Genomic DNA, 13,161 nt, shown 5'->3' on the forward strand with positions numbered 1-13,161 from the left:
GGAGGGGGATTATTCATGAAAAAGAAAATACTCGCTTTATTAATGGGAACATCACTCGTACTAGCTGCTTGCGGTGGCAATGATGAAGGCGCTGAAACAACAGATACAGCAGGTGCTGGGGATGCTGCTAAGTTGTATGAAAATAAATGCTCTGCTTGTCATGGGGGAGATTTAGTAAGCGGTTCAGCCCCGGACTTAGATAAAATTGGCTCTAGATTGTCACAAGAAGATATTGAGAAAGTGATTCTAGAAGGGAAAGGACCTATGCCTAAAGGCTTATTAGATGAAAATGACGCAGCTAAAGTAGCGGAATGGTTAGCGGAGAAAAAGTAAGAATAATTATTAATTTTCTTAACAAATAGTCCAAAAGCACCTGTTTGAGGTGCTTTTTTTGTGTTCCAAATGAAACTGAATTGTAATATATTTATTCTTAAATTGTCAAAGTTTGATGTTATAATGGTGTCTGTGAGTAAAAAGAAGGTAGTTTCTTGTTGTTTTTTGTCGAAGGAAGATAGGATTTAAAAACTAATTAGGTGGTTTTTATATGATAGAAATGAAAGATGTGTCTAAGACATATCCCAATGGCGTAGTAGCTGCCAATGGAATTAATGTGAAAATTGCAAAAGGTGAGTTTGTTTATGTAGTCGGTCCAAGTGGGGCCGGTAAATCAACATTTATTAAAATGATGTACCGCGAAGAGAAGCCTTCAAAAGGGAATATTATCGTTAATGGGATTAACCTTCCAAGTATTCGCAACTCGAAAGTCCCTCTATTTCGCCGTAATATCGGCATGGTATTCCAAGATTTTAAATTGTTAGAGAAGTATACGGTTTATGAGAATGTAGCTTTCGCCATGGAAGTAATCGAAACGGATCCTGCTGACATTAAACCAAGAGTAATGGAAGTATTGGACCTTGTTGGATTGAAGCATAAGGCCAGAATGAAGCCAACTGAACTTTCAGGTGGAGAACAGCAGCGTGTCGCGATTGCTCGTTCGATTGTTAATGATCCTAAAGTGGTGATTGCCGATGAACCGACAGGAAATCTAGATCCGGAAACATCATGGGATATTATGAACATATTTGAAGAGATTAATCGACGTGGCACGACGCTTGTCATGGCGACACATAATAAAGACATCGTGAACAATATCAAACATCGCGTTATTGCGATTGAAGGCGGCCGCATTGTTCGGGATGAGCAGCGAGGAGAGTACGGATATGAAAATTAGTACGTTAGGTCGTCATTTCCGTGAAAGCTTTAAAAACATTGCGCGTAATGGCTGGATGACCTTTGCATCGATTAGTGCTGTAACAGTCACGTTGTTATTAGTTGGTGTTTTCTTAGTGATTATGATGAATTTAAATCATATTGCGGATAATGTGCAGAATGATGTTGAGATTAAAGCGTTTTTGGACAATGCAGCGGACGATGCTGATCGAGTTTCGATTGAAAAGGATTTGAAAAAGATTTCTGGTGTGGATACGGTCGTGTTTTCTCCAAGGGATAAAGAGTTAGATAATTTAATCGATGATCTTGGTGACAGCGGTGATGTGTTTAAACCGTTTGAACAAGATAACCCGCTCCGTGATGCGTATGTTATTAAAACGAAATCACCAGAAGATGTAATTAAAGTCGCGAAAAAAATTGAAAAAATTGAGCTTGTTCAAAGTGTGAACTATGGTCAAGGTTTTGTAGAAAATTTATTTAGCTTTGTAGATATTGCCCGAAATATAGGGCTTGTATTAATTGCTGGATTGCTATTCACGGCGATGTTCTTAATCTCTAATACCATTAAGATTACGATCGTTGCGAGAAGTAAAGAAATTGAGATTATGAGACTTGTAGGAGCAACGAATTCATTTATTCGTTGGCCGTTCTTCCTTGAAGGATTATGGTTAGGTGTTTTCGGTTCTATTGTGCCGATTGCGTTGATTTCCATTTTTTATTCTCAATTATATACATGGGCTATGCCGCAATTTACGATTAAATATTTAGAAATGCTGCCGACTGGTACATTTATTCTTCAAGTTTCTACGGTCTTACTGTTACTTGGAGCAATCATTGGTATGTGGGGAAGCTTAATGTCGGTTAGAAAATTCTTGAAAATATAAGTAAACGATTAATCTTCTCCTTGAAGCTCAGATTTTCGGAGAAGAAAGGAGAATGTAAGAAATGAAGAAGAAAATAATAGCATTGAACGCAGCTCTTGTATTGGGAGTGAGCAGTATATTTACAGCTCCAGCAGCTTATGCTGAATCTCTTTCGGATTTACATGAAAAGAGAGATAACATTCAAGATAAGCGTTCTGATATAAAGGTAGATATTAAGGATACGGAAGAAGAAATTAATAAATTGGAAGCTCAGCAGCTAACCGTTGAGGAACAGCTGGAAGAGATTGCGAAAAGTCTAGAAGAAACAGCTAGTAAAATTGAGCAAAAAAATAATGAAATTGCTGAAACAAAAGCAGAAATCGAAGCGTTAAAAGCAGAGATTATTGTGTTGAAAGATCGAATTAAGAAACGAAATGAAGTATTGAAAGACCGAGCTGTTTCTTTCCAAGAATCAGGCGGCGATGTGAATTATTTAGAAGTAATCTTTGGTTCATCTAGCTTTAGTGACTTCCTTGATCGTGTGAATGCAGTAGCTACAATTGCTGAAGCAGACCGCGAGATTTTAATACAACATGAGAAGGATAAAGAAGAGTTAGAAGCAAAGCAAAAAGCAGTAGAAGACAAATTAGCCAGCTTAGAATCGATGAAGGCTGAGTTAGTAAAATTAGAAGAGAAGCAAAAGAAACAAAAGCAACAAAAAGAAGAGCTTCAGAAAAAACTGAAGCACAAACACAAAGAAGCAGAAGAGTATAAAGTAGGTCTTGAGGAAGAAGCAGCGAACCTTGCTGCACAGGAATCGGCAATTAAAAAGGCGATTGAACTAGAAAACTCACGTTTAGCAGAAGCTGAAGCGGCTCGTAAAAAAGCAGCAGAAGAAGCGAAGCAGCAATCAAGTAGTTCGTCATCAGCATCATCTTCGTCTTCACCTTCATCATCAGCTGCTGTAAAAGAGGCTCCTGCTGTTTCATCAGGCAGTTTCACACGACCAGCTGCAGGTGTTGTCACATCTCAAATGGGGCCGCGCTGGAATAAACAGCATGCTGGAATTGATATTGCCGCAAGTGGAACAGTTTCAATTGTTGCAGCCGCAGATGGAGTCGTGAGCCGTTCTTATTACTCAGATTCTTATGGAAATGTTGTCTTTATTTCTCATTCAATTGGCGGCCAATTATATACGACGGTTTATGCGCATATGAAATCTCGTCAAGCAAGCGCTGGACAAGTTGTATCAAAGGGTCAACAAATTGGTATCATGGGGAATACGGGTCACTCTTACGGACAGCATTTACACTTTGAGGTACATAAAGGACCATGGAATGTTTCGAAATCAAATGCCGTTAATCCATTAAACTATGTTTCTTATTAATTGATAAAAAAGCAGGTAGAGGAAAACCCTCCACCTGCTTTTTTACTTTTAACAAAATATTCATTAAAATAAAAATAAGAAAGGATGTGAACTATGGCCTATAAATCTCGTACTCAATCATCTCAATTACTAATTTTAAAATCGTTGAACATTCGTATGAATCTTTCTGACAATGAAAAACAGCAATATTTCAACCTCGAAAAGGGTTATGAAGGGGAGGCGTTTTTTGATACATTGACAGAAAAGCTGCAGTGTGAATGCTTGATATTAAATGATCTGCTGCTCAAAATGAATAGCACCATATTTCAAATTGATTCACTTATTATTACGTCAGAAGACATTTACTTTTATGAAGTGAAAAATTATGAAGGGGATTATTATTATGAATCTGACAGAATATATAAGAATCCCAAGTTTGAAATTATTAATCCAATCAACCAATTGAGTAGAAGTGAGTCCTTGTTACGTCAGTTACTCCACAATCTTGGATTTAATCTCCCCATTAATGCTTCAGTTGTTTTTATCAATCCGGAATTTACCCTATACCAATCACCTCCTAACAAGCCATTTATTTTCCCAACACAGGTTCATCGTTATTTAAATAAACTAAATAAGATATCTTTAAAACTAAATGAAAAGCACAAAAGGCTAGCCGACAAATTAGTTGAGTTGCATATTGAGGATTCCCCTTTTCAGCAATTACCATCTTATGATTATAATCAGTTACGAAAGGGAATGACATGTGTAAAGTGTGATTCATTTGCAATTTCTGTCGAGGGACACAAATGTATTTGTGAAGAATGTGGCCATAAAGAATTGGTTGAAACAGCTATCATGCAAAGTTTAAAGGAACTTAAGCTTCTTTTTCCTGATCAAAAAATTACGACAAATCTAATCTATGATTGGTGTAAAGTAGTGAAGTCTAAAAAGAGGATACGGAGGATTCTAGAGAAAAACTATAAAAAAGTGGGAGTTCATCAATGGTCCTTTTATCAATAAAAGTAGAGTGATAATCATCTACTTTCTAAATTAAAACTTTATTGGGGGGGCTGTTTTTTAGTGTTCCCCTGGAAAGTGTCCTTCATGACTTGGATGAAGGCCCTTTCGCGTGTAGGAATACAGGAAAAGGTCCTTCATAAAGCAGATGAAGGCCCTTTCGCACGTGAGAAAGCAGGGAAAAGGCCTTCATAACCCGGGTGAAGACCCTTTCGCATATGGGAAGGCAGGAAAAAGGCCTTCATAAAGCAGATGAAGGCCCTTTCACGTGTGGGAATACAGGGAAAAGGCCTTCATAAAGCAGATGAAGACCCTTTCGCATGTGAGAAGGCAGGGAAAAGGCCTTCATAAAGCAGATGAAGACCCTTTTGCATGTGAGAAGGCAGGAAAAAGGTCTTCATAAAGCAGATGAAGGCCCTTTCGCGTGTGAGAAGGCGGGAAAAAGTTCTTCATGAGGCAGATGAAGGCCGTTTCGCGTATGGGAAAGGCAGGAAAAAGGCCTTCATGAAGCAGATGAAGACCATTTGGCGTGTGGAAAAGCAGGGAAAAGGCCTTCATAACCCGGATGAAGGCCCTTTCGCATGTGGAAAAGCAGGGAAAAGGCCTTCATAACCCGGATGAAGGTCCTTTCGCATGTGGAAAAGCGGGAAAAAGTCCTTCATAAGGCAGATGAAGGCCCTTTCGCGTGTAGAAAGGCAGGAAAAAGTCCTTCATAAGGCAGATGAAGGCCCTTTCGAGTGTGGAAAGGCAGGAAAAAGGCCTTCATAACGCGGATGAAGGCCCTTTCGCGTGTAGAAAGGCAGGAAAAAGTCCTTCATAAGGCAGATGAAGGCCCTTTCGTGTGTAGAAAGGCAGGAAAAAGGCCTTTATAACCCCGATGAAGACCCTTTCGCATGTGAGAAGGGAGGAAAAAGTCCTTCATGAAGCAGATGAAGACCCTTTCGCATGTGGAAATGCAAGAAAAAGGCCATAAAGCAGATGAAGGCCCTTTCGCGTGTGGGAAGGCAGGAAAAAGGCCTTCATAACCCCGATGAAGGCCCTTTCGCGTATTGAATGCAGACAAAAAGTCCTTCATGCCCCGCCTTTTTTAATAGAGTGATAATCAGCTTCAGAGCTTTCGCTTTTCTAAATATCATCATATTTCCCCTAATCCACTCATATAGTGAAGTACATTACAGAGTAGAAAAGGTGAATAGGATGACTAAAAAATGGGTGCTTCCGTTAGTGATTGTCGTCTCGCTATTGGTGGGGTTTTCTGGTGGTTTATATTGGACAAGTTTTCAAAAGGATAGCGGACAGCAGAGCAAGCAAATAGGGAATGAAGTAGAGGAATGGGATAAAATCGAACAAGCTTATCACTTAATTTTGAATCAATATGTGGAGGAAGTAGAGAGTGATCAATTAATTGAAGGTGCGATTCAAGGGATGGTTTCCACCTTAAAGGATCCGTATTCCGTTTATATGAACAAAGAAATGGCCCAACAATTCAATGAAACGCTTGATTCATCCTTTGAGGGGATTGGTACAGAAATTGGAATGGAAGGCGGGAAAATTATTATTGTCTCTCCTTATAAGGATTCCCCGGCTGAAAAAGCAGGTTTAAAGCCAAAAGATGAAATTGTAAAAGTAGATGGAGAAAGCGTCGAAGGGTTAGATTTATATGAAACTCGTTTAAAGATTCGTGGAGAAAAAGGCACCGTTGTGAAGCTTGAGGTTAAACGTGAGGGGATTAGTAAACCGATTGAATTTAGTATTGAACGGGCAGAAATTCCGCTCGATACGGTTTTTTCCTCTATAAAGGAAGAAGCAGGTAAGAAAGTCGGTTACATCGAATTAACGTCTTTCTCAGAAAATACAGCAAAGGATTTTAAAGAGCAATTAAGCAAGTTAGAAAAAGCAGGGATGGAAGGACTTGTCATTGATGTACGCGGTAATCCAGGCGGCTTGCTTTCTAGCGTTCAAGCCATTTTAGAAGAATTTATTACAAAAGAAAAGCCTTTCTTGCAAATTGCTGAGCGATCTGGAAATACAGAATCTTTTTATACAAAGCTAACAAAGGAAAAGAGTTATCCGATTGTCGTATTAACGGATGGAGGAAGTGCTTCAGCATCGGAAATTTTAGCAGGAGCTTTGAAAGAGGCTGGAGGCTATCCGCTGGTTGGAGAGAAAACGTTTGGTAAGGGAACGGTTCAGCAAGCAGTAAAGATGGGAGATGGCAGCAATCTTAAACTGACAATATACAAATGGTTAACACCAGAAGGAAACTGGATTCACAAAAAAGGAATTGAGCCGACCATTCAAGTACAGCAGCCTCGCTTTTTCAATGTCCATCCTTTAACGGTTGAAAAAACATTGGAACGAGATATGACGGATGAACAGATTCAATATGCTCAAGCAATGTTAAAAGGGTTAGGCTTTGAAACAGGACGAGAGGACGGTTATTTTGATGTACAAACAGAAGTGGCCATTAAAGCTTTTCAGAAGGTAAAGAAATTGAACGTAACTGGAAAGCTTGACAGCGAAACAGCCTCAAAGCTAGAATCCAGCATTTTGGAAAAGATTCAAGATGAAAAGAACGATGTACAGCTAAGAACGGCAATTAAATATGTAGTCAGTCCATCGTTTAGCAGAATTAACGAGTAGCTACTAGGTCATGTATCTAAAGGCTTTGCTTCTGACCCAGGTGTGCGTGACCACGGTCCCGCACACCTTTTAACAGTGTCTTATTATCTACAAAAGAGATTCTTTATCTAATCTTTCAATTAATGAATCCGACCCTCCACCGGTTACCGTATTTTTGGTAGAATAGGAGATAGCAAAGGTGGTGGAGATTTAATGACAGACTGGCTGATTGCGTGCTTAGTTGGATTAGGAGAACTCTTTTTAAATCCATTGTTTTACTTGTCTCTGATATTATGCTGGTGGATTGGATCTCAACGTGTGAAGCAAGAACGGCGCAACTTTAATACGAAAATTTTGGATAGCTCTCATGAATGGCAAGGCTTGTTGCCTCAAGGGCTTCTATGGGGTCTGATTCTTTCGATTATTACGCTTGGGACAGGGCTGGCCATCCCAATGGCAGCTATGATTATTCTAACAGCTGTTACGCTAGTACTGGCGTTGACGTTCCAGTTCCGTTTCTTATCGCCAGCTTACACGCTCTCGTTGACATTTTTTATCGTCTTTTTCATGTATCAACAAAATGTGCAGCTTCCGGTATGGAATGAGTATTTTGAACAGCTAGAGAAGGCTATCTATCCAACATTGGCTATTTTACTTGGACTTTTGTTGATTGCTGAAGGGTTTATCATTCAGCGAAATGGTGCCAAAATTATGACACCGCAGTTCACTGTTTCTAAGCGGGGACAAACAATTGGATTATATGCATCACGCAGAATTTGGCTGCTTCCGATGTTTGTTTTTATTCCTGGCGGGGAACTTGCTGCACCGTTTACGTGGTATCCAATCTTTTCAATTGGTGAAGCACATATTGCGCCAATTGTCCTTCCAGTCATCATTGGTTTTACCCAGAACGTGCAAGGAATGATTCCAGAACAAGCAGTCAAGGCTCATGGAAAACAAGTTGTCTCTTTAGGTTTCTTTATGACAGTGCTTGCACTTCTAAGCTATTGGTATCCAGTGCTTGCGATTGTGACGGCTATCCTTGCGTTAGCAGGGCGTGAACTAATCTATTATCTACAGAAAACGGCTGATGACAAACGTCCATTCCACTTCTCGCAAAGTGCAAAGGGTGTCAAGATTCTTGGTGTTATCCCGCACACTCCAGCGGACAAAATGGGTCTTGAAAAAGGAGAAATCATCTCCAAAATTAATGGAGTTGTTGTAAAAACAGAAGCGCAGCTCTACCAAGCTCTGCAAAAAAATCGGGCTCACTGTAAGCTTGAAGTGATTGGGAACAATGGAGAAATGCGTCTTGTACAACGGGCATTATTTGAAGGAGAGCATTATGAACTTGGGTTGTTGTTTGTGGAAAATCAGCTGAAGGACCTTCAAGTGATGGGACAGTAATGAATATTTTAACGAAAAGGTTGAAGACCTTAATGAAAAAAGCTTTGGACGATATTCAACTCGTCCAAAGCTTTTTTTTAAAATAAATCAAAGTATGCTTGTAATCCGTTTGTGATTCCAGTAGCTGCATCCTCTTGAAATTCAGCTGTTGAAATAATCTCTTCTTCATCTGGATTAGAGATAAATCCTAGTTCTACTAAAAGTGATGCACCGTCATTTGTACGTACGACTTGGAAGTTTCCTGTTTTTGAACCACGATTTTTTAAACCTGTACTTTTAATTAATTCTTCTTGAACGATTTCAGCTAACTCTGCTTCATTCATATACGTTGTCCAATAGAACGTATCAATGCCGTTGGCTGTTTTGTCGGGGCTTGCGTTATAGTGAATGCTAATGAATACATCTGCATTATTCTTTTTACTAATTTGTACTCGTTCTGATAGAGTTGGGTAAGTATCTCCCGTTCTTGTCAGCACGACTTTAGCTCCAGCTTCTTCTAGTTTTGCTTGGACCTTTTTCGCAGTTGCGAGCGTTAAATCTTTTTCTTTATGCTCACTTCCAATAGCGCCAGGATCTTGAGCTCCATGACCTGGATCGAGCACGATAACTTTGTTCTGTAATCCTTTTGTCCACTTTTTGTTAGATACATAGGCAAGAGAAACCCAACCGGTTACATTATTAGAAGTAACGACTTTTCCCCAGTCTCCACTTGTTTGTTTTAATGTTAAAGCATCCCCGCGATAAACTGTTTCTAAAATGGCGGATGAGGCACTGTTTGATTTACGAACGTTTAACGTTTCTGATATAACATAGCGCATAGTGCTATTTGAAACCGTTTCAGCACTTGCTGTGACTTTTGGTTTTGTTGTAGATAAGTACTTCATTGAAACCCAACCGGTTACGCCAGAAGCCGTTTTAATCTTTGCCCAATCCCCTGATTTTGAATAATAAGTGACAGCGGCTCCTTTTTTAATAGCCGTAAGCACTTTAGCTGAAGTATTGCCAGCTGATCTAACATTTAATGAATTCGCTGTCACGTAATAAGTCTTTGTTACGACAGGCTTTGTTTTCGATAAGTATGTAAGCGAAGCCCAGCCTATTGTCCCTGAGCTTGTTTTTACTTTTGCCCAGTTACCAGACTTTGAGTAGTAGGTAACAGCATCGCCTTTTTTAATAGTTTTTAAGACTTTTGCTTTAGTAGTGCCGGATTGGCGAATATTTAACGTATCAGAAGTCACATAATATGTAGTTGTAGAGGCTGTTGTAGCTGCTGCTTTTGTGCTGGAAATATTCTTTTTTGTAACCCAGCCTGTCTTTTTATTCGATGATACATAGACTTGAAGCCAGCTGCCTTTAGTCGCTTTTATTTGCACAGAGGTACCTTTTTTTAAGGTAGCTAAAGATGTGCTGCTAGAGCTGCTGGATTTGTATAGTTTTAATGTAGTAGAGGTTACATATCCAATTTCATTTATGTATTTAGTAGAAATCCAGCCCGTTTTTGAGCCATATTTAATTTGAGACCAACTGCTTTGTTGTTTCGCAATCGTTACAGTCTTCCCTTTTTTCAGAGTACCGATTGTTTTGGAACTAGTCGATGCTTTTTCGCGAACATTGAGAGTGTTTGCCGTAACGATGCCTTCCTTACTCGCTGCAGAAACGAAATGGCTTTCGATGGAAGAAGCGAAGGTGGCGAAAAATACAAAGGTAGCTACGAGTATTATCATTACTTTACTTTTCATAAAGCTTTCCTCCTATGATTTTTGATAGGGTAATGCAAGATTTTTATAAATTTAATAGTCTAATTTTTACCCTTTTTACTATAAAAATAGAAAATTATTTCAGTCATTATAGTACATTATACGACATGGTAATGGTAGTTATTTCAATGTGTTTGTGTCAAATTAGGAAATTATGAGTAGTAATTTGGAATAAAAAGGGTGGTTTCGGATTGATGAAGGAGGAGCATTTTGACTATTAAATGAGGAAAAAGGTCAAAACTGAGCGGAAGACATATTGACAAATAGATGAGGAGATCCTGTAAAAAATAATCAGAGTGTTTGAGTAAGAAGGAAAGGTAAATCCCTATTTCGTGGATGCTTTACTTAATAAGTGTATCTTTTATAATTAAACGTTATAATGAATTCATTTAGGAAGTTATTTGTAAAGATTGTAAAAGAGAATGGTTTTCACTAAACTAAGAAATAATGCTCTTTATGATAAGGAGATGGACAATATGATTACGAAATTTCTTGCTGCGCTTTTTTTACCTTGTCTTCTTGTAATGTTATTTACAAGGGTTACGTATAACCATGTTATAGGATTAGTTTTAACGGTGGCATTAATTGCAGCATCCGCATATAAAGGCTATACGCATACATGGCCTCTCATTGTGATTGATGCGTTTTCGTTAACGCTAGGTTTTTATTTATCATCGAGAATGATGAAGAGAACATCGAAAAGCGCCTGAGCAGGTGCTTTTTTAGTTAGGTTAATAGTGTTCACTTTTGGAAAAAATGAGCCAGACATTGTGTTATCAACCATATTGTTTAACAAAGCCTTATTTTTCGGAAAATAAGAATGAACGTTCGCTTTTTGTTGGTTTGTAGATGGTCAGTTGTGGTAGAATGTGTATATATGAGATAAAACGGTTACGTAGGAGGCAATGTTAGTGAAGGATGTTTTTGAGTTAGTCTCTAAATATTCTCCTCAAGGAGATCAGCCTGCAGCGATTCAAAAGATTGTGGAGGGCATTAATGAGGGCAAAAGGTATCAAACATTGCTTGGTGCAACGGGAACAGGGAAGACGTTTACGATATCTAATGTCATTAAAGAAGTGAATAAACCGACACTTGTGATTGCTCATAATAAAACATTAGCAGGGCAGCTGTATAGTGAGTTTAAAGAGTTTTTCCCGAATAATGCTGTTGAATATTTTGTTAGTTACTATGATTATTATCAGCCAGAAGCGTATGTGCCTTCAACAGATACATTTATTGAAAAAGATGCGAGTATTAATGACGAGATTGATAAATTGCGGCATTCCGCGACATCAGCATTATTCGAGCGGAACGATGTCATTATTATTGCGAGTGTGTCTTGTATTTATGGTTTAGGTTCTCCTGAAGAGTATCGCGAAATGGTCGTATCATTGCGCACAGGAATGGAAATCGATCGAAATGCTTTGCTTCATAAGCTTGTCGATATTCAATATGAACGAAATGATATTCAGTTCACAAGGGGAACGTTCCGGGTACGAGGCGATGTTGTTGAGATTTTTCCGGCTTCACGTGACGAACAGTGTGTTCGTGTGGAGTTTTTTGGTGACGAAATTGATCGGATTCGAGAAGTAGACGCATTAACGGGCGAAATTACAGGGGAACGAGAGCATATTGCTATTTTTCCAGCGTCCCACTTCGTTACTCGTGAAGAAAAGATGCGCATAGCGATTGAGAATATCGAGAAAGAATTAGAAGAACGTTTAAAAGAGTTACGTGAGAATGATCAGCTGCTTGAAGCACAGCGTCTAGAGCAGAGAACGCGCTACGACTTGGAAATGATGAGGGAAATGGGCTTCTGTTCCGGGATTGAGAATTATTCACGTCATTTAACCCTTCGTCCGGCAGGGGCAACACCTTATACGTTATTAGATTATTTTCCAAAGGATTTTCTACTTGTTGTCGATGAATCACATGTGACATTGCCTCAAGTTCGCGGGATGTTTAATGGGGACCAAGCGCGTAAGCAAGTGTTAGTGGATCATGGATTTCGTTTGCCATCAGCGAAGGACAATCGACCTTTACGTTTTGAAGAGTTTGAAGAGAAAGTGCATCAGGCTGTTTTTGTTTCAGCGACGCCGGGGCCATTCGAATTGGAGCATACGCCGGAGATGGTCGAACAAATTATTCGTCCTACCGGCCTGCTTGATCCGCTTATTGATGTACGACCAATTGAAGGTCAGATTGATGACTTGATTGATGAAATTCAAGAGCGGATTCGGAGGAATGAACGTGTCTTAATTACAACGTTAACGAAAAAAATGTCTGAAGACTTAACCGATTATTTAAAAGAAATCGGTATTAAAGTGCAATATTTACATTCAGAAGTGAAAACGTTAGAACGAATTGAAATTATTCGTGAGCTTCGTATGGGTAAATATGATGTGTTAGTCGGAATTAACTTACTTCGAGAAGGTTTGGACATTCCAGAGGTGTCGTTAGTAGCTATATTAGATGCCGATAAAGAAGGCTTCCTTCGTTCAGAGCGGTCGCTCATTCAAACGATTGGGCGAGCAGCACGAAATGCAAACGGGCATGTCATTATGTACGCCGATCGTATGACAAATTCAATGGAGCTAGCCATCGAAGAGACAAAGCGTCGTCGTGAAATTCAAGAACGTTATAATGAAGAACACGGAATTGTTCCGCAAACGATTCAAAAAGAAATACGTGATGTCATTCGTGCAACGCATGTAGCAGAAGAAGCCGAAACTTATCAAGAACAATCTGCACCAAACTATGCAAAATTATCGAAGAAAGAACGCGAAAAAGTGATGCAGCAATTAGAATTAGATATGAAAGAAGCGGCTAAGGCGTTAGACTTTGAACGAGCAGCCGAACTTCGTGATTTATTACTAGAGTTAAAAGCGGAAGGATGACG

The 13,161-nt window shown here is 39.2% G+C and carries 11 protein-coding genes; 10 read left to right on the forward strand and 1 reads right to left on the reverse strand.

What is annotated here, in order from left to right:
* Positions 1–15: 15 nt before the first annotated feature.
* From cccB to D1953_RS13235, 8 genes are all read left to right on the forward strand, one after another.
* Complete coding sequence (gene cccB / locus D1953_RS13200; RefSeq protein WP_119117658.1) at positions 16–333, forward strand: cytochrome c551; 318 nt, start codon at positions 16–18, stop codon at positions 331–333.
* Positions 334–544: 211 nt separating this feature from the next.
* Positions 545–1,231, forward strand: coding sequence for a cell division ATP-binding protein FtsE (gene ftsE, locus D1953_RS13205; protein WP_119117659.1), 687 nt, complete (start codon positions 545–547; stop codon positions 1,229–1,231).
* Complete coding sequence (gene ftsX, locus D1953_RS13210) at positions 1,221–2,114, forward strand: permease-like cell division protein FtsX (protein WP_119117660.1); 894 nt, start codon at positions 1,221–1,223, stop codon at positions 2,112–2,114. The genes ftsE and ftsX overlap by 11 nt, the downstream gene beginning before the upstream one ends.
* 61 nt (positions 2,115–2,175) lie before the next feature.
* Positions 2,176–3,480, forward strand: coding sequence for a murein hydrolase activator EnvC family protein (locus tag D1953_RS13215; RefSeq protein WP_119117661.1), 1,305 nt, complete (start codon positions 2,176–2,178; stop codon positions 3,478–3,480).
* Between the two features lie 93 nt (positions 3,481–3,573).
* Positions 3,574–4,479 carry a nuclease-related domain-containing protein gene (locus D1953_RS13220; protein ID WP_119117662.1) on the forward strand — a complete coding sequence of 302 codons (906 nt, stop codon included), beginning with the start codon at positions 3,574–3,576 and terminating at the stop codon, positions 4,477–4,479.
* Positions 4,480–4,902: 423 nt separating this feature from the next.
* Complete coding sequence (locus D1953_RS13225) at positions 4,903–5,088, forward strand: hypothetical protein (protein WP_142920454.1); 186 nt, start codon at positions 4,903–4,905, stop codon at positions 5,086–5,088.
* 585 nt (positions 5,089–5,673) lie between these two features.
* Positions 5,674–7,119 (forward strand): S41 family peptidase, encoded by a 1,446-nt coding sequence (locus tag D1953_RS13230; protein ID WP_119117664.1) that lies wholly within the window; start codon positions 5,674–5,676, stop codon positions 7,117–7,119.
* A 192-nt stretch (positions 7,120–7,311) separates the two neighbouring features.
* Positions 7,312–8,505: a PDZ domain-containing protein gene (locus D1953_RS13235; protein ID WP_119117665.1), complete on the forward strand. Its 1,194-nt coding sequence runs from the start codon at positions 7,312–7,314 to the stop codon at positions 8,503–8,505.
* A gap of 77 nt (positions 8,506–8,582) precedes the next feature.
* Here the strand turns inward: D1953_RS13235 and D1953_RS13240 are convergent, their stop codons facing one another.
* The gene (locus D1953_RS13240) at positions 8,583–10,244 is read right to left on the reverse strand and encodes an N-acetylmuramoyl-L-alanine amidase family protein (protein WP_119117666.1); all 1,662 of its coding nucleotides are present in this window, start codon (positions 10,242–10,244) and stop codon (positions 8,583–8,585) included.
* A gap of 494 nt (positions 10,245–10,738) precedes the next feature.
* On the opposite strand from D1953_RS13240, the gene D1953_RS13245 reads away from it, so the two are divergent.
* Both D1953_RS13245 and uvrB read left to right on the forward strand, forming a co-directional pair.
* Complete coding sequence (locus tag D1953_RS13245) at positions 10,739–10,972, forward strand: CsbA family protein (RefSeq protein ID WP_119117667.1); 234 nt, start codon at positions 10,739–10,741, stop codon at positions 10,970–10,972.
* A gap of 201 nt (positions 10,973–11,173) precedes the next feature.
* Positions 11,174–13,159 (forward strand): excinuclease ABC subunit UvrB, encoded by a 1,986-nt coding sequence (gene uvrB / locus D1953_RS13250; protein WP_119117668.1) that lies wholly within the window; start codon positions 11,174–11,176, stop codon positions 13,157–13,159.
* The last annotated feature ends 2 nt before the right edge of the window (positions 13,160–13,161 follow it).

The organism is Peribacillus asahii, assembly GCF_003570725.1.
GTDB classification, from domain to species: domain Bacteria; phylum Bacillota; class Bacilli; order Bacillales; family DSM-1321; genus Peribacillus; species Peribacillus asahii.